This window comes from Candidatus Methylopumilus universalis (assembly GCF_006365315.1).
Taxonomy (GTDB): Bacteria; Pseudomonadota; Gammaproteobacteria; order Burkholderiales; family Methylophilaceae; genus Methylopumilus; species Methylopumilus universalis.
In genome coordinates this window covers 83,984-107,066 of record NZ_CP040968.1, presented here as the reverse complement: position 1 = coordinate 107,066, position 23,083 = coordinate 83,984, and the positions used below count along the sequence as shown (strand labels likewise).

The following is a 23,083-nucleotide window of genomic DNA, read 5'->3' as shown; positions in this document are numbered from 1 at the left end:
ACATGAATATTCATTTAACTGGCCATCATTTAGAAATAACTCCGTCATTAAAGGAATATATTGAAACTAAATTAGCTAAAATTTTTCATCATTTTGATCATGTTATTGATGCAAAGGTCACACTCACAGTTAATAAACTAGAACATATTGCAGAGACTACAATTCATCTGCCAAAGAGTGATATTCATGCCGAGTGCAGAGGCGAAAATATGTACACCGCCATTGATTTACTATCGGATAAATTAGATCGTCAAGTCATTAAATATAAAGAACTTCATAAAGACCACCACCGAGTAGAAGGCGGCTTAAAACATCAGCCGATAGAATAATGTATTTATCGAAATTTTTTAATTTAGGCCTATTAAAATCTAAAGCCCCTGAAATTACAAAACATGCACATGGTGTTTTTGTTGAAATTAAAGGTAAAGGTATTCTAATTATTGGAAAATCAGGTATTGGTAAAAGCGAGGTAGCCCTAGATTTAATTGATAGAGGCAACAAGCTTATTGCTGATGATAGTGTTGCATTTTACAAACAAGACAAAAATACACTCATAGGCCAAGCGCCATCACTCCTTAAAAATATGATGGAGGTGCGCAACTTAGGCATACTTGATATTAAAAAATTATTCGGCGATAGAAGTGTAATAAAAAAAGAAAAACTTTTTTTAGTAATTGAATTGAAATCATTCCAAAAAAAAATTGTCTATTCGAGACTGACAATGAATATAAACACTTATAAGCTTTTTGATATTACCGTTCCTAAGATTGAGCTTCCTGTAAATCAAGCAAGGCATATAAGTCTTTTAATTGAAACTGCAGTTAAAAACTATATATTGCTGAATAAAGGATCAAATACAACAGAGATTTTTTCACAAAAACTTAATCTTCAATTAAGTTTAGATCATTAATTATGGAAGTTATTATTATTTCAGGATTATCAGGCTCGGGCAAAAGCATTGCCCTAAATGCGCTCGAAGATAATGGCTTTTACTGTATTGACAATTTACCCGTCACACTTTTGTCTAGCATTTCTCAACATCTTAATCATGAGCATCAAGATAAAGTTGCTATTAGCGTTGATATTAGAAGTATTGACATTGAAAAATTACCTTTTGTTATCAAAGAAATTGAGTCTTTATCAATTAAAACAAAGCTTATTTATTTGGAATCATCAACAGAGTCTATAGTAAGACGTTTTGGTGAAACGAGACGTAGACATCCGCTAGCAAATGAAAAGCTATCTCTTGATGAAACTATAGAAAAAGAGCGCTCCATGCTCGCACCTTTGGCTGAAATTGGATACAAAATTGATACAAGTAATATGTCAGCCAATATATTGAAAAAGACGTTGAGTGAATTGACTCAGCTAAAAGAAGATCACTTGGCTTTACAATTTAGTTCATTCGGATACAAATTTGGTATCCCACTTGATGCGGATTTTATCTTTGATGTGCGTTGTCTTCCAAACCCACACTATGAGTCAAATCTAAAAAACTTAACGGGCATAGATAAGCCTGTTGCAGATTTCTTTGAAAACTACAAAGAGGTTGATAAGATGTTTCATGATATTAATCACTTCATAAATGAATGGCTCAACGCTTTCAAAACAGACCAAAGACATTCTCTAAATATAGCTATTGGATGCACTGGTGGCAAACATCGCTCTGTTTATATTGCAAATAAATTATTTACCAACTTTTCCAACCCAAAATCTCAAGTGATTATTCGTCACAGAGATATTAATCATTAAAATACCTATGATCAGTATTCTTCTTATCACGCACGGGGAACTCGGAAAATCTCTTATTGAATGTGCAACACATGTTCTTGGTGATAAGCCGTTATTTTTAGAGTCTCTCTCAATCGAAAATGACTGCACACATGAAAGTATGTTTAAACAAATATCTGAAAGAATTAATCTTTTAGATCAGGGTGATGGTGTTTTAATTTTGACAGATATATTTGGGGCAACACCTTGCAATATTATTACTAAAATAATTAAGCCAGGAAAAGTCAGTGCAATTGCAGGGGTTAATTTATCTATGCTAATCCGCACTATTAGTTATCGCAATGAATCTTTTGACTCTCTTATTTCAAAAGCGATTCAGGGCGCTCAAGATGGCATCATTCATATTCAAGCTAATCAATCGTGCTAACACTTTCTATTAAAATCATCAACAAACTTGGCTTACATGCAAGAGCCTCGGCAAAACTAACCCAGATAGCCAATCAATTTGAGTCAGATATATGGATTGAAAAAAATGAAAAAAAAGTGAATGCAAAAAGTATTATGGGTGTGATGATGCTTGCAGCTAGCCAAGGCTCAATTGTCACTATTACGACAGAAGGTATAGATGAAAAAGAAGCTTTAAATTCTCTTTCTGCTCTCATCAATGATTTTTTCGGCGAGGGAGAATAAAGTAATATGGCCCCATTTAGCATTCATGGTATCGGGGTTTCAAATGGCATTGCTATAGGCAGAGCACATTTAATTTCAAATGCGCTCCTTGAAGTTGTTCAATATGATATTGAAATCAAAAATATTCCGCTTGAAGTCAAAAGATTTGAAGATGCTATTGCTGCTGTAAGAGTTGAACTTAATAAAATCAAATCTCAACTACCTTCAGATTCACCAAAAGAGTTAAGTGCTTTTATTGATACACACTTAATGATACTAAACGATAAGTCATTGTCTTCTTTGCCGAAATCTATTATTGAAAACGAAAAATGTAATGCAGAATGGGCCATTAAGAAACAAATGGATAGTGTGGTAAATCAATTTGATCAAATTGAAGATCAATATTTAAGGGAAAGAAAGCAAGATGTTATACAGGTAGTTGAAAGAGTCATTAAAATACTTTTAGGCCACTCAAACCAAATTGCTGCAAAAAATAAAGAAAAATTAACAATTTTAGTTGCACATGACATTTCACCAGCGGATGCACTGCACTTTAAAAATCATAAATACGCAGCCTTTGTTACAGATGGCGGCGGTGTAACTTCCCATACTGCGATTTTATCAAGAAGTTTGAATATACCCTCCATTGTGGCGTTGCAAAATGCCAGAACTTTAATACGTGATAATGATTTAATCATCGTTGATGGCTCTCAAGGTGTGGTGATTGTTAATCCAACACTAGAAATTCAAAAGTACTATAAATCACTACAAGATTCATGGAGTGACGAACAAGAAAAGCTTCAGCGTATTAAGACGAAAAAATCAATTACAAAAGATGGGGCTTTAATACACCTCTTTGCAAATATTGAAGTCCCAAACGACATTATCTCAGTGAATGCTTCAGGTGCTACTGGAGTCGGTCTATTCAGAACAGAGTTCTTATTTATGAATAGACAAGATATGCCAGATGAAGAAGAACAATTTCAGGCCTACAAAAAAGTAGCTGAAGCAATGGGTAAAAGGCCTGTCACTATTCGCACTTTAGATTCGGGTGCTGACAAACAAACAGCATTAAATAATAAAAAAATTAGCCCTAATCCGGCATTGGGATTGAGGGCTATTCGATTGTGCTTGTCCGAGCCCAAAATTTTCATGACCCAACTTCGCGCCATTTTAAGAGCCTCTCAATTTGGAAATATTAAAATTCTTTTCCCTATGTTAAGTAGTATCAGTGAGCTTCGCCAAACCAAACTTCTTTTAGAAAGGGCAAAAGCTAGCTTAAGAAAAGATAAAGTAAAGTTTAATGAAAAGATTCTTATTGGAGGCATGATTGAAATACCAGCAGCAGCAATTAGTGCAGATATTTTTGCTCAAGAACTGGATTTTTTATCTATTGGGACAAATGACTTAATTCAATATGCACTTGCGATTGATCGGACAGATGATGCAGTTTCGCATCTATACAACCCTCTTCATCCTGCTGTACTAAAATTGATTGCACTTACTATAAAGTCTGCACATAAATATAAAAAATCTATCGCTGTTTGTGGCGAAATGGCAGGAGAACCCAAACTGACCAAATTATTGATCGGTATGGGTGTTGAGCAACTCTCAATGCATCCCTCTCATATCCTCAGCGTAAAAGAACAGGTTTTAAATAGCTCGATCAAAAACATTAAAACTTCTGTTCTAAGACTGCTTAACTTAAACGAAGTCGATAAAATTGAAACTTTACTTAAGAAGATTAATCAATCCTAATAAGTAACTATTTTTTTAAAAATGATGACTAATCCTATCTTATACCGCCAAAGCCTTCCTCTCTTCAATCAAATTAAGCCTGAGCATGTTTCACCAGCTATTGAAAGCATTCTCAAAGAAGCGAATAGCTTAATTAACTCACTTAAAGAAATGAGCGGCTCTATTTCATGGGAGAATTTTGTAGAGCCTATTGAAATGATTAGTGAAAAAATTTCAAGAGCATGGGGTCAAATTGAGCATCTTAATGCAGTTGTTAATTCAGATGACTTAAGAAAAGTATACAACGATAATCTTACAAAGCTTACTGAGTTCTATACAAATCTTTCTCAAGATGAAACGCTTTATAAAAAATATCAGTCGCTTAAAGCGGGTGAAATATTTAAGTCACTTACATCATCACAAAAGCGCATTATTGATAACGTTTTACGTGAATTTAAATTAGGTGGTGCAGAACTTAATGATTTAGAGAAGGCGCGATTTAAGGTTATTCAAGAAAAACTTGCAAAACTCTCAACTCAGTTTGAAGAAAACATTTTGGATGCAACCAATGAATTTTCTATTTTTGTGATCGATGCTAATGATCTTCAAGGCATTCCTGAAGAAAATATTAAAAAAGCTCGAAGTGAAGCTATTGAGGACAAAAAAGAAGGTTATAAATTTACGCTCCACTTCCCATCTTATTTACCAGTGATGCAATATGCGGAAGATAGAAATTTACGAGAGAAGCTTTACCGTGGTTATGCTACCCGTGCATCTGAGCTTGCATCTCCTAAGTTTGATAATACAATGCTCATTGACGAAATACTTGCGCTTCGTTATGAGTCAGCAAAATTACTAGGATTCAAGCATTTTACGGAAATGTCTCTTGTCACTAAAATGGCAAAATCAAATGAAGAAATTGTAAGTTTTCTCATGGATTTAGCTCACAAAGCAAAACCCTTTGCTCTTAAGGACATCGAAGAACTTAATGCTTTTTCCAAAACGTTAAATATAGAAAAGATGGAAGCCTGGGACATCGCTTATTTATCTGAAAAACTTCGCCAAGCCAAATATAGTTTTTCAGAAAATGAAGTGAAACAATATTTTCCTGAGCATCGGGTTTTAAAGGGTTTATTTAAAGTCGTTGAAACAATCTTTAAATTGAAAATTATTAAAACAGAAACGCCTACTTGGCATAATGATGTAAGCTTTTATTCGATCAAAAATGAAGATGATGAATTAATTGGCCAATTTTATTTTGATTTATATGCGCGGAACCATAAACGAGGCGGAGCGTGGATGGATGAAGCTATATCGCGATATAAAAACACTCTCGAATCATCACTTCCAGTCGCTTTCTTAACATGTAATTTTTCATCTCCCTCTGAAAATAAACCGGCTTTATTTTCTCATGATGATGTCATTACTCTTTTCCATGAATTCGGTCATGGCCTTCATCATATGCTAACCAAAGTGGATGAGTATAGTATTTCAGGAATTAAGGGTGTTGAATGGGATGCTGTTGAATTGCCCAGCCAATTTATGGAGAACTTTTGCTGGGAATGGGATGTAGTAAAGCACATGACCGAGCATGTTGATAATAAGAACCCCTTACCTGAAGCTTTGTTTAATAAAATGATTGAAGCTAAAAATTTTCAATCAGGCATGCAAACTTTAAGGCAAATTGAGTTTTCTTTATTCGACATAAGATTGCACACTCAATATAACGATCAGAATAAAATTAACCCCTTAAAACTGCTCGAAAATATTCGGGACGAAGTGGCCGTTGTAAGGCCTCCAACCTGGAATCGATTTCCTAACAGCTTTTCTCATATTTTCGCTGGCGGTTATGCAGCAGGATATTACAGTTATAAATGGGCAGAAGTCTTAGCTTCTGATGCTTTTAGTTTATTCGAAGAAGAAGGTGTCTTGTCGAGCAATGCTGGCCAAAAGTTTCAAGATGAGTTTTTATCAAAGGGCGGCTCTAGACCCGCTATGGAATCTTTTATTGCTTTTCGTGGTCGTGCACCCTCTGTTGATGCTTTGCTCAGACATAGCGGCATGGCTTAAATGTTATGAAGCTCGCAACGTGGAATGTGAATTCTCTTACAGTAAGAATAGGCCAGGTTGAAGATTGGATTAAAAAATCGCAGCCTGACCTGCTTTTGCTTCAGGAAACAAAACAAGAGAATATTAAATTCCCTCATGAAGCCATAAGCGCCCTTGGTTATCATGCTATCCATAATGGACAAAAAACTTACAATGGGGTTGCGATTATAAGTAAATATGAGCTTTTTGATATTCAAAATAATATCCCTGATTTCGAGGATGAGCAAAAGAGATTAGTTGCAGCAACTATAAATACGGACTATGGAAAAATAAGAATAGTTTGTGTCTATGTTCCTAATGGGCAGTCTGTAGATTCAGAAAAATATCACTACAAGCTCGATTGGTTAAAACATTTCACCCTATGGCTTAAAAATGAAATGGTATCTTTTCCAGACATTATTATTGCAGGCGACTTTAATATTGCCCCTCAAGATATTGATTGTCACGATCCAGAGGCCTGGAAGAATAATATTCTTGTCAGTCCAAAAGAAAGGGAAGCATTTCAAAAAATTATTGGCCTAGGATTGTCAGATAATTTTAGAGTCATTAATCCTTCTGAAATTCAATATAGCTGGTGGGATTACCGAATGGCTGGATTCAGGCGAAATCTTGGTATGCGCATTGATCACATACTCACAAATAAAAATATAACAGACAAAACTACAAATTCCGTCATTGACAAAGAGCCAAGAAAATCCGAGCGCCCATCAGACCATACTCCTGTCATCATAGAATTCTGATTTACTTTACTTTGATTCCAAGTTGCTTCAACTTTCTGTAAAGGTGGGTTCTTTCAACGCCAGACACTTCTGAAAGTTTTGCCATACTCTGATCATCTTGATTTAGGTGATGCTTAAAATACATTCTTTCAAACTCATCGCGCGCATCTCTTAATGATTTATTAAAAATATCTCCCAAACCTTCATCTTTATTGCCTTTAATTCTTTTTGAAGTTTTATTTTTATCATGTAACAAATTAAATTGATTTGAAACGCGCTTAACATCTTCTGCGGTAATTTTCTCAAGCAAACTCGTTTGCATTAAATTAAATACAAAGCTTTCTAACTCCTCAATATCACCAAGCCAATTCATGCCGCGCATCATGTTTAAAGCAGCAACATCAAAAACTTTATACTCTGATTTATCAGATTTTGTAAGATGCATTGTCAAGATGGATGATGCTAATTCTGGAATATCTTCTTTATGCTCATTGATTGAAGGAAGTAATAATGACCCAGGCAAAAGTTCATTCAAAATACGCTCATCAAAATCAACATCATTCTCCTGAGTAAGTGATTTTGAAGTAGCACAAATAATTCTTACATCATAATTAGCCGCTTTACTAATTAGTAAATTTAAGCCTTTTTGCTGAGATTTAGTTAAATGAGAAATTTCATTTAGGAAGATTGAACCGCCTCTATGTTGATCGAGAAGATCAGCTGGTGCATTTGAAACAACCTCAAAATCTTTTACATCAATCCAAGGTTGATTTTTTGGGTGTAAGTATTGAGCACAAATCTTGGCACAGCCACCCTGGGGACCCACAAGAAGAAGGGGTGTTTTTAATGAAATGAGTTTATCGAGTCTTTTTTTAAGATCTTGTATTACCTCGCTCTTGCCAATGTTAAGTAAATTTATTTCTATTTTCGGTAAATTATTTGCATGCTTTAAGGCTTCATTTACTGTCTTTAAAAGCTTTTGCAGCGTAATGGGCTTTTCGAGGAAATCAAAAGCTCCGATTTTAGTTGCTTCCAAGGCTGTGTCGATTGTTCCATGCCCTGACATCATTACAACTGGACTAGTCATAAATTTTTCATTTACCCACTCCTTAAGAAGAGTAATGCCGTCACAATCAGGCATCCATATATCTAATAAGATCAAATCAGGCATTTTATTTTTTTTAAGCTCACGAGCTTCTGTGGCATTTTCAGCCACAAAGATTTCAAAACCCTCATCAATGAGAATATCTCTGAGTAATTCTCTTATGCCTAACTCGTCATCCACAACTAGTATTTTTTTTATGCTCATAATTATTTACTTTTAGATATTGGCAGTTGAATATTAATATGGGCGCCGCCACTTTTTATATTTTCTACAACAATGATTCCTTCATGCTCTTCAATTATTTTTTTTACAATAGCCAAGCCAAGACCAGTGCCATGCGATTTAGTTGTGACATATGGTTCAAATGCTTTTTTTAGTATGTCTTCTGAAAAACCTGGGCCATTATCTTCAATGGATAAGACGAGATAATTTTTATACTTATTCGTATTAATTTTAATACTCGGTTTTTTTGTATTACTAACCATAGCGTCTTGCGCATTTTGAATAAGATTTATTAGTACCTGTCTCATCATATTCGCGTCCACTTTTATTTTAGGCAACCCTTTTAATAAATTAGTTGTTATCTTAATTCCTGAATTTTCAAATAAATGAGAAATTTCTATAATGGTTTCGTTAATATCTGTTGATTCTAAATTTAATTTAGGTGCGCGGGCATATTCACTAAACTCATTTACCATAGTTTTCATTGCATCAACTTGATTCACAATAGTTGAGACAGCCTTATCTAGAATCTCTGTATCGTCTTTATTTAATTTAGATCCTAATTTATGTTTAATTCTTTCAGCTGAAAGTTGAATTGGTGTAAGTGGATTTTTAATTTCGTGCGCAAGCCTTCTCGCAACCTCAGACCAAGCAGCATTTCTTTGAGCTTGAATCATCATAGTAATATCATCGATCATTAAGACATAGTTGTTAACTTTATTTTGTGGGAGAGTTGTGATTTGTAGGGAAAGCACTTGATTATTTTTTTCATATCTAATTTCAAATTGTTTTATGATTTCTGGTTGCATCTTCCTATTTGATGTCTTGATTTCTTCCTGAATGCTCACAACAAAATCTTTTAATAATTTATTTTTATTTGAAATTGAAGTTAGCAATTGGTCTTTATTTTTTGACAAATCAACCTGCAAAATTTTAGAAGCGGCAATATTAAATGATTTAATTTCCATTGCATCGTTAATAACAATCACTCCTGAAGACAAATGGGCTAATACAGTTTCAAGATATGATCGAGCAGACTCAAGTCTTATCTGATTATTTTCTGATGTTTGGGTAGCCTGGTCTAATTGTCTAGTCATGCTATTAAAAGATCTCACGAGCACACCTAGCTCATCTTTGCCTTTTTCGGGAAGCATTGTCTTAAAATTTCCTTTTGCAATCTTTTTGGTACCTTCAGCAAGAAGTGCTAATGGCTCTGATAATTTTCTGCTAAGTAAAAATCCGATGGCGACAGCAGTCAAGATGGCAAGCATAAGGACAAGGGTTAATGTAATTGAAAAAATTAATTTTAATGAATCCCTGCTATAGGAAAGCTTTTGGTAGTCTTGGAATACGTCCTGCACTGACTCAGCCAATGTCGACAGGGAGTTTGGTACTGGTTGTAAAATTTGTAAAATTAATCTTTCGTTCGAGACTGAAGTCCCATTAATTGGTGCCAATACCCTCAAATAAAGGCCTTTATTTGTTATCGGCTCAATTTTCCCGTAGATATTATTTTCTGCCTGCTTCAATTGTATTAAAGTCGGCAATGCAGGTAAAAATGACTCTGCATCATTGCTTGATACAGCTATAATTTTTCCTTGGTCAGAAATGATTGTGGCATCCTGAACACCTGTTTTTTCGCGAAGATCACTAAGTGCAGCATATTGGGATGTCGCAGGCAATGAGGAGAGCGAGAGTGCCATACGCTCCGCTTTTAACTCCAGGTCAGTTAACATGATATCTAATGCTTTTTGCCCCAGTTTTAAGCCACCATCTAGGGCTGATTCGACTTTGACATTAAACCATGACTCAATTGAACGCGTTAAGAAATTAACAGAAACTAAATAAACAATTAAGCCTGGTATAACTGCCATAAGCGTAAAGGAAATAACAAGACGCATGGATAATCGACTTCCCATCACATCTTTTTTAATATTTCTAAATAGTTTCTTAATCTGATTTGCAATGATTGCAATCAGACTCAAAATAAAAAAGCCGCTTAATATTAGAACGATTGTGTAAGAGCTACCTGAAATAAATTCAGAACTTGAACTTGCTTTCGACAAAAGAAATAAAAGCAATGCACCAACTAAAGCAGCAATGGCAATAAGATATCTCATTTTTTATTTACGAATGTCCATTGGAATTGTTTAGAAGCTAATTGCCATTCTTGATTGCTTGTTATATCTGCTTGAAGCTGTTTTGGTAATTTAGTCTGATCTAATTTAACTAGAAGATAAGCCGAGTACTTTTCAGTATCATCAATCTGTGATTTATCAAAAATACGCCAATTTTTTATTCTTTTAAGTTCATTTTTTGCTTGAGTTAAATTATCAAAAGCAATAAGACGATTTTCAGACTCAGCGAGAATAAATTGTTTTGATAGGGCATGGTAACTTAATAGAATCTCTTTTGTTTTTTTAGCAACCTCTTCATCAAACCAATATTTTCTGGGTTTTTTTAGCTCAAATTCAATAACAAAATTAATAGGAATACCTTTTCTAATTGCTTCATCTAAATCATCATTAAAAGATAAGTCAAAATCAGCATTTAAAAAATAGGCTTCGAATTGACTATTAATTTCAGCAGTTTTGATAATTAAGCTATTGTCGGCCGCAACAATAGATGAAGGTAAGAACAAGGCCATCCAAAGGCTAAAGAAAATACTTAATTTAATTTTTTTCAAGCAATGCATAAAAGAATCCGTCATGATTTTCGCTTGGTATTAGTTGATTTTCATATTTTCTATATTCTGAATCAACAGACCATTTTACTTCTTTTGCGTCCGTATGCTCTTTAATAAAATGATTTATAACCTTCTGATTCTCATCATGAAAGATAGAGCATGTCGCGTAAAGTAATTTACCACCCTTTTTTAATAGCTGCCACATAGCTTCAAGCATAGCCTCTTGTTGTTTAGCAAACATTTCAATATCACGCGGCCTTCTTAACCATTTTATATCTACGTGACGCCTAACGACCCCCGATGCTGAACATGGCGCGTCTAGTAAGATACGGTCAAATAATTTTTCATTCCACCATGTATTCACTGCTGTTAAATCTGCACATTTCAAATAGGCGTGAAGGTGCAATCTCTCTAAATTTTCCTTTACTTTATATAGACGGTCTTTTTGCTGGTCAATAGACACTAACTCAATATCGGCAATTTCTAGCATATGCCCAGTTTTTCCGCCAGGCGCACTGCAGGCATCAAGACAAATCTGGCCATCTTGCAAATCTAAAAGTTTTGCAGCAAGCTGAGCGCCAAAGTCTTGGATAGAAACTTCGCCATCCATAAATCCAGGTATTTTTTCTACAGGAGTAGGCTGGGCCAGCTCTAATGCAGTATTTCCTAAAACTCGATAAGAAATCACTTCTGATTTAAGTTTTTCTTCATATTGCTTAAGATTAGTTTTTCTTTCATTAATTCTCAACGTCAGGGGCGGGTGCTTATTTCCATTCAATAATATACTTTCCCAGTCCTTGGGATAATTTTGCTTAATAAGATTAATCCACCATACGGGGTATGAATAAAAAGCCTCTTCGTTATTTTTTAATTCTGTTTGTAAATTTTCTTTTTGACGAATAAAATTTCTTAATACTCCATTTACAAAAGAACCTGCCCAGGATTTATTGATCAATTTAGCTGCCTCTACAGCTTCATTCACTACTGTAAAATCAGTGGATTGGTCATGATTCAATTGAAATAAGGCAACACAAAGTAAAGCTTCGATTTTTTTATTTGTTATTTTTTTATCAATGAGTTGCTGAATAAAAAATTGATTTTCACCTAAAAATCGAATGGCCCCATATGCCAAAAAAATCGCAACCGATTTTTGTTGTGTCGTAATATTCTGATGATGTTCGAAACGCCTTTCAAAAACTTGATTTAAGTTATGTCCTTTTATAACTTCGGACACACAATCTGCTGCAATAAGTTGAGATTGATGCAAAATAGTTACGACTTAAAGACGTCTCCCAATATAGGTCGATGCCCCAGAATGAATTCTTTGGCTTTAAGTCTTTTCCCCCCGGGCATTTGAAGCTCTTTAATTGATAAGATACCTTCACCACATTTCACATGAATAAATTCGTCAAGCTTTATAATTTCGCCTATATTGGCATCTTCATTAGCGTCTATGGCAACCTCAGCCTGCCAAATTTTACATACAGCTTCACGATATTCAGTTTGTGCAACTGGAAATGAATTAAATGCTCTGACTTTTCTTGCAATTACTAAGGCGGGATCATGCCAATTAATTTTTGACTCTTCTTTAGTTACTTTTTCGGCATAAGTTACATTCGCTTCATTTTGAGGCGAAGATTGAAGCTCACCTTTCTTGGCTAATTCATCCATGACTTCTGTCATTAAATTGGCGCCCAATATTGAAAGTGTTTTTGTTAACTGCTCAGTTGTATCCTTTTCGCTGATTTGAATTTCAGCTTTTTTAACCATGTCGCCCGCATCCAATTTTTGAACTACGCGCATAATAGTGACTCCGGTTGTCTTATCACCTATCAAGATAGCACGATGAATTGGAGCAGCACCTCGCCACCTCGGCAATAGAGACGCATGTATATTAAAACAACCCAAAGAAGGAAGGTCTAGAATGGCTTGGGGAATAATCAGTCCATAGGCTGCCACTATCATCACATTGAAATCGATTGCCGCCAAAGTCTCGTATGATTGTTGGCTTTTTAATTCTGAAGGCTGATAAACAGGGATACTTAATTCATTTGCTTTAAGCTTTACGGGGCTCGGATGAAGCTTCAAACCGCGGCCTGATGGCCTATCAGGCTGAGTTAAAACACCAACTACCTTATAATTTTTATCATAAAGAGCCTGCAAAGCTGGGACAGCAAAGTCAGGAGTGCCGGCAAAAATAATTTTTAAGGGATTCACTATATAGATGTCGCTAAATTAAGCATTAACCAAATGCTCTTTGGCGCGTTTTTTCATTTTTATTTTGATGCGATTCCGTTTTAATGATGATAAGTATTCTACAAATACTTTACCTAGAAGATGGTCCATTTCATGCTGAATACAAACAGCCAATAAACCCTCTGCTTCAAGCTCAAAAGATTTTCCTTCTCGATCAAGCGCTTGAACTCTTATATGTTCGGCACGTTTCACTGATTCAAAAACATCAGGCACTGATAAACAGCCCTCTTCATATACTTGCTGCCCTGATGATTCAATAATTTTAGGATTAATAAAAACCTTTAAATTGTCTTTTGTTTCAGAAATATCCACCAGAATTAATTGAAGATGACGATCAACTTGAGTTGCAGCCAATCCTATGCCTGGCGCAGAATACATCGTTTCCGCCATATCATCGATAAGCTTCCTAATTGAGTTATCCACAACCTCAATTGGTTTTGCAATAGTATGCAGTTTTGGGTCAGGATAATTTAATATATTTAAAATTGCCATAAATGTTGATTATTTTATTTATTGCTGATAACTTATCTACAAGGTCTAAACACCTTAAATTTATTAGACATATTAAGAATATTATACTTTGCTAATAGCTCAATTACCTGACTCAAATTCATTTAGCCTTCACTTACTTCTAAGTAATTTTTCATTCACTATCGTAAAGGAATCTTTATGCTAGAACTGCTGATCTATATGTTTGAAAATTATCTGAGTACGCAAAATTTGCCTGACTTCAAAAGCATTACTGCAGAACTTGAAGCTGCCGGATTTGATAATCAAGATATTGAAAATGCCTTTACTTGGTTTAATCAGCTAAAAGCAATGACTAATGCCATCCCTGTAAAAAATAACGCATGTTCTTCCTTGGGCTATCGCATGTACTCCGAGAATGAACAAAAAAAGATAAGTGCTGAAAGCTTAGGTTTTGTATTATTCCTAGAACAAGCCAAGGTGCTTGACACAAATGAACGAGAAATTATCCTGGATCGAGCTATGGCACTGAAACAAGAGCATATTAATATCGAGGAAATGCGTTGGATTGTGATGATGGCGCTTTGGAATGAAGGTCGTGAAAAAGACTTTTTATTTATCGAAGATGCAATCTACCAAGATCACAACTTAGTTTTACACTAAGTACTTTCTATATTTTGAATGATGCGGGAAATAATGCCTGCTTGGTTTAACGTATAAAAATGTAAGCTCGGTACGTCCCATCCAATCAACGTTTCACAAAGTTCAGATATCACATCTACACCGTATGATCTTAATGAGGGTAAGTCGTCCCCATAGCTCTCTAATTTAATTCTGAGCCAGCGAGGAATTTCTGCGCCGCAATTAGATGCGAAGCGAGCTAATTGATTAATGTTATAAATTGGCATAACACCTGGAATAATCGGCACATCAATATCTGCAATTAAGCATTCATCCATAAATCTAAAATATGCATCGGCATTAAAAAAGAATTGTGTAATAGCCGAATTGGCCCCAGCATCCACTTTATTTTTAAAGTTTTGAATGTCTATTTGTGCTGAGGGCGCTTCAGGATGATATTCAGGATAGGCTGCTACTTCAATATGAAAGTAATCATTAGTTTCTTGTCGAATAAAACTTACTAATTCATTAGCATGTTTAAACTCTCCACTTGGCAATGCTCCTTGCGGCACATCACCTCTCAAGGCTACAAGATGCTTAATATTATTTTGCTGGTAGAGATCAAGTAAAGTTTTAATTTCTGCTTTTGTCGATGAAATACCTGAAATATGAGGTACTGCATTAAAGCCTTCTTGTTTTATTTCTAATACTGTTTCAAGCGTCCGATCTCTCGTAGAGCCCCCTGCACCAAATGTCACCGAGTAAAATTCGGGCTTAAATGCAGAGAGTTGCTGACGAGTATCTTTTAAGTTCTTAATACCTTCCGGTGTATTGGGAGGAAAAAACTCGAAACTGTAAGAAATTTTCTTAGCCATGATTAATAACGATATTGCTCAGGCTTGTAAGGTCCTTCTTCTTTAACGCCAATATAATTAGCCTGCACTTCAGACAAAGTCGTAAGTTCCGCATTTAATTTTTTCAATTGTAAGCGAGCAACTTTCTCGTCTAAATGTTTCGGCAATGTATATACGCCAACCGGATATTTCTCAGAGTGCGCAAATAATTCAATCTGAGCAATCGTTTGATTTGCGAATGAAGAGCTCATTACATAACTTGGATGCCCTGTGCCGCATCCTAAATTCACGAGCCTACCTTTTGCAAGCAAGATGATTCGTTTACCGTCTTTAAAAATCACGTGGTCCACTTGCGGTTTGATTTCTTCCCATTTGCAATCACTTAAAGACGCCACATCAATTTCATTATCGAAGTGGCCAATATTACAAACGATTGCTTGATGTTTCATACGCGACATATGGTCATGAGTAATGACATGATAATTACCTGTAGCTGTTACAAAAATATCGGCATGTTCAGCGGCGTAATCCATAGTCACGACTCGGTAACCTTCCATTGCAGCTTGAAGTGCACAAATAGGATCGATTTCAGTGACCCATACTTGTGCCGATAAAGCGCGGAGTGCTTGTGCTGAACCCTTACCTACATCTCCATATCCAGCCACAACAGCTACCTTACCTGCAATCATTACGTCCGTTGCACGTTTAATAGCATCTACTAAAGATTCACGACAGCCATAAAGGTTATCAAATTTAGATTTAGTCACTGAATCATTAACATTAATTGCAGGGAAAGCTAATTTACCCTCTTTATGCATTTGATATAAACGATGAACACCTGTAGTCGTTTCTTCGGTTACCCCTTGAACGTGTTTAAGCCTTTCAGAATACCAATGAGGATCTGTTGCTAACTTTTGCTTGATTGAATTAAAAAGTGAAATCTCTTCTTCGCTTGAAGGCTTCGAAATCAATGCGGCATCTTTTTCAGCGCGCGTACCTAAGTGAAGAAGTAAAGTTGCATCACCACCATCATCAAGAATCATGTTGGTATAGCCGCCATCGCTCCATTCAAAAATACGATGCGTGTATTCCCAATACTGATCAAGTGTTTCACCTTTAAAAGCAAAGACAGGTGTGCCGCTTTTAGCTATAGCTGCTGCTGCATGATCTTGTGTTGAGTAGATATTGCAAGATGCCCATCTCACCTCGGCTCCCAAATCTTTAAGTGTCTCAATGAGCACTGCTGTTTGAATCGTCATATGAAGTGAGCCGCTAATGCGGGCACCTTTTAATGGTTTTGTTTTTGAATATTCTTCACGAATAGCCATGAGACCTGGCATTTCAGTTTCTGCAATGGTAATTTCTTTGCGGCCAAAGTCAGCCTGATTAATATCGGCAATAAGATAGTCTTGTGTATTTAAATTTTGGTTAGTCACTGTATTCATTTTAAATTCCTTTTGAATGCTAAGTGACCAGCTGGGATGTTTCGGTATCCACCAACATCCCGTGACTGGCACGGTTATAAATTGGTGAACGCCGTTTACAAGTAAACTTGTAATCTGAGCCTGGGATTTTATGAAAAAACCTCGCAGCGTTCCTCAGAAGAATTGCATTATAAATTAAAAGTAATTAGGACTCAAATACTTACTAAAGTTCAAATATTTAACTTGCTGATTTAAGGATTTGAGCTTTATCTGCTGATTCCCATGAGAATTCTGGCTCGTCACGTCCAAAATGTCCATAAGCCGCCGTTTTCTTATAAATGGGACGCAATAAATCAAGCATTTTCACAATGCCTTTAGGTCTTAAATCAAAATGCTCAAGAACTAATGCGGTCAATTTGTCGTCTGCAATCTTACCTGTGCCGTAAGTTTCCAGCATGACCGAGGTCGGTCTTGCAACACCAATCGCATATGAAATTTGCACTAAACAACGAGAAGCCAAGCCTGCTGCCACAATATTTTTAGCGACATAGCGAGCTGCATAGGCCGCTGAACGATCGACTTTACTTGGATCTTTTCCTGAAAAAGCCCCGCCGCCATGAGGTGCTGAACCGCCGTAGGTATCCACAATGATTTTACGTCCAGTGAGTCCACAATCACCCTGAGGCCCGCCAATGACAAATCGACCTGTAGGATTTACAAGGTACTTGATGTCCCCTTTAATAAGCTCTTTAGGCAAAATAGGTTTAATAATTTCCTCAATCACTGATTCCCGAATGGTCTCGAGAGATACCTCTGGATCATGCTGAGTTGAGAGCACAACTGTGTCAATCGAATGCGGCTTATGATCTTTATACTTTAAAGTGACTTGTGCCTTAGCATCCGGACGCAACCATGGAAGCCTGCCATCTTTTCTTAAATAAGATTGCCTTTCCATTAAACGGTGAGATAGCCAAATAGGCATTGGCATCAACTGCGCTGTTTCATCACAGGCATAACCAAACATTAAACCTTGATCACCTGCGCCTTGGTCTAGTGGGTCATCTAAAGCACCATCCACACCCTGCGCAATATCAGGCGACTGCTTGTCATAAGCGACAAGGACAGCACAGCCTTTATAATCAATGCCGTAATCAGTATTGTCATAGCCAATGTAACGAATCGTATCGCGAGCAACTTTAATGTAATCCACATTAGCTGTCGTGGTGATCTCTCCTGCTAATACAACAAGCCCTGTGTTTGTTAATGTTTCAGCTGCAACACGAGCCGTAGGGTCTTGTTCTAAGATAGCATCAAGGATCGCATCTGATATCTGATCAGCTACTTTATCTGGATGGCCCTCGGAAACAGATTCCGAAGTAAATAAATGCTCGCTCATGGTTTTTTCCAAGTTCTAAATTACGTAAAGCGTTTAGAATAGCAAAATATCAGCTTTAAATACAATTATGCTATCAAGACTATCCTTATTTTTCATTACCATATTCTTTCAATTACCTCTCTTTATCTTGCATGGATTAGGGGGATTTTTAGGTCGAGTCGCTTATCAATTTGATCGTCGATTTAAAGAGCGTATAGATGCTAATTTAAAACGTGCTTCTATTTCATCCGATGAAAACGATTTAAAAAAACTTACACAATTATCGATCCGCGAAATTGGAAAGTGTCTTATGGAAGCCCCTGCGATTTGGTTTAACTCACCTCAAAAAAATTTTCGCTGGGTCAAACAATGTTACGGATGGCAGCATGTTGAAGCTGCCCTCAAAAAGAAAAAGGGTATTATTTTTTTAACTCCTCATTTAGGCTGTTTTGAAATTACCGCACAATACTACGCAAACTTTCAACCCATCACAGTTCTATTCAAACGTCCAAAACATAACTGGCTTGCAAATATTGTTTTATCTGGAAGGCGTCACCCCCAAATTCATCTTGCTGAAGCAAACCTCCATGGCGTTAAGCAATTAATGCAAGCGTTAAAAAAGGGTGAAGCGATTGGTGTCTTGCCTGATCAAGTGCCCAATGAAGGTCAGGGCGTATGGGCTCAATTTTTTAATACACCCGCCTATACTATGACTCTTGTTTCTAAGCTTGCAGAATCTTCGAATGCCGCTGTCCTGATTGGTTTTGGTCATAGACTTTCTGGAGGCCAGGGATACGAAGTCTATATTGAACCTTTGGGTCAAGATCACTCCCCCCAAGGTATTAATAATCGACTTGAGATGCTCATTCGAAAATATCCAACACAGTATCTTTGGAATTATCAACGATTTAAAAAGCCAAACAAATAAGAGACAATCATTTTATGAAACTTCATTTTACAAAAATGCATGGGATTGGTAATGACTTTGTAGTGCTCGATCATACTAAGTCTCCTTTCCAGTTATCTAAAGATACGATTCAATCTTTATCTCACAGACAACTCGGGATCGGATTTGATCAGCTTCTCGTTGTTGAGCATACAGCCCTTGAAAACGTTGATTTCAAATATCGTATTTTTAATCAAGATGGTGGTGAGGTTGAGCAATGTGGCAATGGTGCGCGTTGTTTTTACCGATTTGTAAAAGATAAGCACTTAACTGATAAACAATCCATTCGCGTGGAAACAAAATCAGGTGTTATTGAGCTCACTGAAGACGCTGAGCATCTGATTGAAGTGAATATGGGTGAGCCTATTTTTAATCCTAAACTTATTCCATTTATTTCAGATGTCGAAAAAAATGAATACCCTATTTCAATAGATTTACCGCATCAAAAAGAAACAATCAATATGGCAGTTTTATCCATGGGCAACCCTCACGCAGTGATCACAGTCAAAGATACTCAACAAGCTCATGTTGAAATATTAGGTGCTTATTTGGAATCACATGAGCTTTTTCCAAAGCGCGTCAATGTTGGGTTTATGGAAATTGTATCGTCTCATCATATTCGTTTGCGTGTCTTTGAAAGAGGCGCAGGCGAAACACTTGCTTGTGGAACAGGGGCATGCGCTGCGGTAGTATCAGGAATCAAACGTCATTTACTTATATCACCTGTGAAAGTTGATATGCCAGGAGGATCATTATCTATCGATTGGAAAGGATCTTCATATCCTGTAATGATGAAAGGCCCGGCTGTCACTCTCTATGAGGGAGATATTGAGATCACTTAAAACTTATGGAACATAATCACTTCCAAAAAAGCTATATCGATTACCTCACCTTTGAAAAAGGTCTTAGCAGCAACTCAATTAAAAGTTATGCCCATGATCTTGCCCAGCTTGTAGTTCTTGTCGAGCATGATCGTTTTGAATCCTTTTCTATCCAAGACATCAGACGAGCAAGTGCTAAACTTAATAGCCAAGGACTCCATGGCAAATCTATCGCACGTATGTTGTCTGCATGGCGAGGATTTTTTAATTACCTGATTGAGCGCCACCAGTTTAAAGAAAATCCTGTCAAAGATGTCCACGCACCCAAGAGTGCCAAGACATTACCGCAAACTTTATCAATTGAGCAGATGGTTAAACTCGTATCTATTGATGACACCACATTACTAGGGTTAAGAGATAAAGCCTTTTTAGAATTATTTTATTCATCTGGACTACGTTTAAGTGAAGCAGTAAATGTCAATATCAACGATCTCGATCTTCAAGAAGGTGTTATCACTGTCACCGGCAAAGGCAATAAAATGCGTATGGTCCCTATAGGCCAAAAAGCAATGCATGCCATTCAATCTTGGATTGAAAAACGTGCAACTATCAAAACAGATGACAAATCAATGGATGCCTTATTTATTACGGAGCGTGGTAAGCGCATGACAGCTCGCGCTATTCAGTATCGCATTCAAATGTGGGCTATCAAGCAAGGTATTGATAGTACGGTTCACCCTCATTTATTAAGACATAGCTTTGCCTCACACGTTTTGCAATCAAGTCAAGATTTAAGAGCAGTGCAAGAAATGTTAGGTCATGCCAATATCAGCACCACGCAAGTTTATACCCATCTTGACTTTCAGCATCTTGCAAATATTTACGATAAAGCACATCCAAGAGCTAAAAAGAAATCATGATGCATTTAATTTATTTAGTCGCTATTGACGCACTTCAATTCTTTAAACTATAGTGAAGGTATGGAAGCACAACTCATCGCACTAGAGAAAAAAATTAAGCAGCTCATCAGCTTAATTGAATCTGCTCAGGGAAAAAATAAGGGGCTCGAGACTCGGCTCGCATCGACTGAAGCAACACTTATAAAACTTCAGTCCAATATGAAAGAAGCAAGTCTTCGTCTTGAAAAAATGATGAAAAAACTTCCTGAAGAAAATCGATGAGCTCAAAAAATATTACTGTCACTATCATGGCACGCGAATTCATCGTTGCATGTCCTGAAGGCCAAGAAAAAAGTCTGTTAGATTCTGTCCAATATTTAAATCAGAAAATTGATCTCATTCAATCTCAAGGCTCTATTGTAGGAATTGATCGCATCATCATCATGGCAGCGCTTAATATCACCAATGAACTTATCAATTCAAACACTTCCGACGGTGAAGGCTTATCTCAATTCCGCCATAAAATTTCATCGATTGAACATCAAATCGACGAAGTGCTTGCACAAAACTAAAGATCTGCCTATTCTTTACTAAACATTGCGATGAGCACGTTTGTTTTTTTAAGTGTTGCTTAGGCTAATAATTCCTTGAACTAGTCTATAGCATCGGTTTTAGCTCATCAGGTTGCGGTGTGAGCGATCTAAATTGGGTGCTCTTTTAAGACACCCTTGGCGATTGCACCTAATGCACCTTAGGCTTTTACCCCTTGAACCTTTGGTTCAGGATGCTGGTCTAGGCAACACTTAAGAAAATCAACATAGCTCTTTTATCCACCTTTTATTTTATTTAAAACTATGCGTTATTGGCTCATGAAATCCGAACCATCCGATGTGTCAATCGATGATTTGGCAAAGCTCCCCAAACAAACCATTGATTGGTATGGTGTTAGAAATTATCAAGCAAGAAACTTTATGCGAGATTTAATGAAGGTGGGCGACCTTGCATTTTTTTATCACTCCAATTGTGATGTACCTGGGATTGCCGGTGTTGTAAAGATAACTAAGCTTGCTTATCCGGATCGTTTTCAATTTCAAAAAGGTCATAAGTATTTTGACCCTAAATCAACACCTGAAAATCCACGCTGGCTCAATGTAGATGTGGCCCTTGTTAAAAAAACAAATTTATTAAGTCTAAAAGAACTAAGAGAGTTTAAAGCACTAGAAAATATGCGCATACTTCAAAAAGGAAATCGTCTCTCCATTACTCCGGTGACAGAAGATGAGTGGAAATTTATTGAGAAATATTTGAAATAAAAAAAGCCCAATAAATATTGGGCTTTTAAAATAAACACCTATTTTTTATTTAACGCTATCTAAACTGCCCATAGCTTTAGGATAAACAACGATACCCCATGGAATTTCTTTATTAGGAATTCTCTTAGTCACTTCTAATTTTTCTGCATCAATGACAAGCACTTCATCAGATTTTCCACAAGCTAGTAAAATGTCTTTTTCATCTGGTGAAAAACTAAAATGCCAACAACGTCGACCTGTTGGAATTTCTTTAATTTTCTCAAAGTTAGTGGTGTCGAATACTTCTAATGTTTTTGCTTTCGAAGATGCGACAAATAATCGTTTGCCTTCTCGATCAAAACTAATGCCATAAGGCGATTCACCTGTCGGCACAGTTTTAAGATGTTTAAATTGACTATCTAAGACAATAAAATTATTTCCATACTCCAGAGTGGAGACGTAATACTTTCCATTGGGCGCTACTTTGATGCCACGTGGACGATCTCCGTATTTTTTAGTTGAAATCGTTTTTAATAATTTACCATTACTAAAGTTGTGGACTGTGATTGTGTTATCAGCTTCATTCGTCACAATAATTTCTTTACCACTTTTACTAAATTCAATCCCTTCTGTTTCTGGGCCACCGACAATATCTCGAATCTTTTTGCCCTTGGCTAAATCAACCACTGCAATACGTGCAGGGATTTTTGGCTCATCTTTATCATCATCTTCTTTGCCTGCCACAGGTGGTTTACCGGTCGAGGCTGGCTCAGTTGATACAAAGACTTGTCCTCTAAATACGCGAACAAATTCTGGATTTTTACCTACTGAAATATGTTTCACAAATTGATTCGTTTTTAAATCAATCACGGACAAATTCTCGTCATCTTTATTTGCAGTAATTAAATACTGGCCATCTTCTGTGATGCCAATACCACGGGGATTTTTTGCTTGAATATCAATTGTGCCTTCTGTTTCCATGGTGTTTAAATTAATAATACTGACACCACCTTCTTGGTTAGATACATAAGCCCTACCTCGATCTTCAGCATTTGCTAATAAGGATGAAATAAGTAATCCTAATATGACAACTGGTTTTATAACCTGCATTTGATTCTCCTAAAATATCTTGCTTTTAATTATTAAATA

Annotated in this window: 25 protein-coding genes and 1 riboswitch; of the genes, 15 read left to right on the top strand and 10 right to left on the bottom strand. The window is 36.4% G+C overall.

What is annotated here, in order from left to right; genetic code table 11:
• Window positions 1-2: 2 nt before the first annotated feature.
• From hpf to xth, 8 genes are read left to right on the top strand one after another with little or no spacing between them, the layout of a single operon-like run.
• Window positions 3-329, top strand: a complete 327-nt coding sequence (gene hpf / locus FIT79_RS00570) for a ribosome hibernation-promoting factor, HPF/YfiA family (protein ID WP_139875312.1) — start codon at window positions 3-5, stop codon at window positions 327-329.
• A complete protein-coding gene (locus FIT79_RS00565) occupies window positions 329-910 on the top strand; it encodes a hypothetical protein (RefSeq protein ID WP_139875311.1) in 582 nt (193 codons plus the stop codon). Before hpf ends, FIT79_RS00565 begins: the two co-directional genes overlap by 1 nt.
• A 2-nt stretch (window positions 911-912) precedes the next feature.
• Window positions 913-1,752, top strand: a complete 840-nt coding sequence (rapZ, locus tag FIT79_RS00560; RefSeq protein WP_139866717.1) for an RNase adapter RapZ — start codon at window positions 913-915, stop codon at window positions 1,750-1,752.
• A 7-nt stretch (window positions 1,753-1,759) separates the two neighbouring features.
• Window positions 1,760-2,158, top strand: a complete 399-nt coding sequence (locus FIT79_RS00555) for a PTS sugar transporter subunit IIA (RefSeq protein WP_139866715.1) — start codon at window positions 1,760-1,762, stop codon at window positions 2,156-2,158.
• Window positions 2,152-2,421 (top strand): HPr family phosphocarrier protein, encoded by a 270-nt coding sequence (locus FIT79_RS00550; protein WP_139875310.1) that lies wholly within the window; start codon window positions 2,152-2,154, stop codon window positions 2,419-2,421. The genes FIT79_RS00555 and FIT79_RS00550 overlap by 7 nt, the downstream gene beginning before the upstream one ends.
• Window positions 2,422-2,427: 6 nt before the next feature.
• Entirely contained in the window at window positions 2,428-4,158 is a 1,731-nt protein-coding gene (gene ptsP, locus FIT79_RS00545; RefSeq protein ID WP_139875309.1) for a phosphoenolpyruvate--protein phosphotransferase, read from the top strand.
• 24 nt (window positions 4,159-4,182) lie between these two features.
• Window positions 4,183-6,207 carry a M3 family metallopeptidase gene (locus FIT79_RS00540; RefSeq protein WP_139876070.1) on the top strand — a complete coding sequence of 675 codons (2,025 nt, stop codon included), beginning with the start codon at window positions 4,183-4,185 and terminating at the stop codon, window positions 6,205-6,207.
• Window positions 6,208-6,212: 5 nt separating this feature from the next.
• Window positions 6,213-6,986: an exodeoxyribonuclease III gene (gene xth / locus FIT79_RS00535; RefSeq protein WP_139875308.1), complete on the top strand. Its 774-nt coding sequence runs from the start codon at window positions 6,213-6,215 to the stop codon at window positions 6,984-6,986.
• 1 nt (window position 6,987) lies between these two features.
• On the opposite strand, the gene FIT79_RS00530 is transcribed toward xth, so the two are convergent.
• Genes FIT79_RS00530 through def form a run of 6 tightly spaced genes read right to left on the bottom strand, consistent with a single transcriptional unit; the run spans window position 6,988 to window position 13,726 of the window.
• Window positions 6,988-8,274, bottom strand: a complete 1,287-nt coding sequence (locus FIT79_RS00530) for a sigma-54-dependent transcriptional regulator (protein WP_139875307.1) — start codon at window positions 8,272-8,274, stop codon at window positions 6,988-6,990.
• 2 nt (window positions 8,275-8,276) lie between these two features.
• Window positions 8,277-10,412, bottom strand: coding sequence for a sensor histidine kinase (locus FIT79_RS00525; protein WP_139875306.1), 2,136 nt, complete (start codon window positions 10,410-10,412; stop codon window positions 8,277-8,279).
• Window positions 10,409-11,002: a DUF4390 domain-containing protein gene (locus FIT79_RS00520; protein WP_139875305.1), complete on the bottom strand. Its 594-nt coding sequence runs from the start codon at window positions 11,000-11,002 to the stop codon at window positions 10,409-10,411. Before FIT79_RS00520 ends, FIT79_RS00525 begins: the two co-directional genes overlap by 4 nt.
• Window positions 10,965-12,245 carry a 16S rRNA (cytosine(967)-C(5))-methyltransferase RsmB gene (gene rsmB / locus FIT79_RS00515; protein WP_139875304.1) on the bottom strand — a complete coding sequence of 427 codons (1,281 nt, stop codon included), beginning with the start codon at window positions 12,243-12,245 and terminating at the stop codon, window positions 10,965-10,967. The genes FIT79_RS00520 and rsmB overlap by 38 nt, the downstream gene beginning before the upstream one ends.
• Before the next feature lie 5 nt (window positions 12,246-12,250).
• Window positions 12,251-13,195, bottom strand: coding sequence for a methionyl-tRNA formyltransferase (fmt, locus tag FIT79_RS00510; RefSeq protein WP_139875303.1), 945 nt, complete (start codon window positions 13,193-13,195; stop codon window positions 12,251-12,253).
• A gap of 18 nt (window positions 13,196-13,213) precedes the next feature.
• Window positions 13,214-13,726, bottom strand: a complete 513-nt coding sequence (gene def, locus FIT79_RS00505; RefSeq protein WP_139875302.1) for a peptide deformylase — start codon at window positions 13,724-13,726, stop codon at window positions 13,214-13,216.
• A gap of 177 nt (window positions 13,727-13,903) precedes the next feature.
• On the opposite strand from def, the gene FIT79_RS00500 reads away from it, so the two are divergent.
• Complete coding sequence (locus FIT79_RS00500) at window positions 13,904-14,365, top strand: Smg family protein (RefSeq protein ID WP_139875301.1); 462 nt, start codon at window positions 13,904-13,906, stop codon at window positions 14,363-14,365.
• Here FIT79_RS00500 and metF read toward each other — a convergent pair.
• The 3 genes from metF to metK form a co-directional block, all read right to left on the bottom strand.
• Complete coding sequence (gene metF / locus FIT79_RS00495; protein WP_139869941.1) at window positions 14,362-15,198, bottom strand: methylenetetrahydrofolate reductase [NAD(P)H]; 837 nt, start codon at window positions 15,196-15,198, stop codon at window positions 14,362-14,364. The two genes, FIT79_RS00500 and metF, sit on opposite strands and share 4 nt — an antisense overlap.
• A gap of 2 nt (window positions 15,199-15,200) precedes the next feature.
• Window positions 15,201-16,622: an adenosylhomocysteinase gene (ahcY, locus tag FIT79_RS00490; RefSeq protein WP_139875300.1), complete on the bottom strand. Its 1,422-nt coding sequence runs from the start codon at window positions 16,620-16,622 to the stop codon at window positions 15,201-15,203.
• Between the two features lie 79 nt (window positions 16,623-16,701).
• A riboswitch (S-adenosyl-L-homocysteine riboswitch) is annotated at window positions 16,702-16,783 on the bottom strand.
• A 56-nt stretch (window positions 16,784-16,839) separates the two neighbouring features.
• On the bottom strand, window positions 16,840-17,997 hold the full coding sequence (gene metK, locus FIT79_RS00485; RefSeq protein WP_139866691.1) for a methionine adenosyltransferase: 1,158 nt from the start codon (window positions 17,995-17,997) through the stop codon (window positions 16,840-16,842).
• Between the two features lie 127 nt (window positions 17,998-18,124).
• Between metK and FIT79_RS00480 the strand changes: the two genes are divergently transcribed.
• From FIT79_RS00480 to FIT79_RS00455, 6 genes are all read left to right on the top strand, one after another.
• Window positions 18,125-18,904, top strand: coding sequence for a lysophospholipid acyltransferase family protein (locus FIT79_RS00480; RefSeq protein WP_420898288.1), 780 nt, complete (start codon window positions 18,125-18,127; stop codon window positions 18,902-18,904).
• A gap of 14 nt (window positions 18,905-18,918) precedes the next feature.
• Window positions 18,919-19,764, top strand: coding sequence for a diaminopimelate epimerase (gene dapF / locus FIT79_RS00475; protein WP_139875298.1), 846 nt, complete (start codon window positions 18,919-18,921; stop codon window positions 19,762-19,764).
• Between the two features lie 5 nt (window positions 19,765-19,769).
• Window positions 19,770-20,663: a tyrosine recombinase XerC gene (xerC, locus tag FIT79_RS00470; protein WP_139874139.1), complete on the top strand. Its 894-nt coding sequence runs from the start codon at window positions 19,770-19,772 to the stop codon at window positions 20,661-20,663.
• A 60-nt stretch (window positions 20,664-20,723) separates the two neighbouring features.
• Window positions 20,724-20,924, top strand: a complete 201-nt coding sequence (locus FIT79_RS00465) for a hypothetical protein (protein WP_190243287.1) — start codon at window positions 20,724-20,726, stop codon at window positions 20,922-20,924.
• Window positions 20,921-21,214, top strand: coding sequence for a cell division protein ZapA (locus FIT79_RS00460; RefSeq protein WP_028818142.1), 294 nt, complete (start codon window positions 20,921-20,923; stop codon window positions 21,212-21,214). The genes FIT79_RS00465 and FIT79_RS00460 overlap by 4 nt, the downstream gene beginning before the upstream one ends.
• A 282-nt stretch (window positions 21,215-21,496) precedes the next feature.
• A complete protein-coding gene (locus tag FIT79_RS00455) occupies window positions 21,497-21,955 on the top strand; it encodes an EVE domain-containing protein (protein WP_139875296.1) in 459 nt (152 codons plus the stop codon).
• 45 nt (window positions 21,956-22,000) lie between these two features.
• Here FIT79_RS00455 and FIT79_RS00450 read toward each other — a convergent pair whose 3' ends face one another.
• Entirely contained in the window at window positions 22,001-23,044 is a 1,044-nt protein-coding gene (locus tag FIT79_RS00450; RefSeq protein ID WP_139875295.1) for a beta-propeller fold lactonase family protein, read from the bottom strand.
• Window positions 23,045-23,083 lie beyond the last annotated feature (39 nt).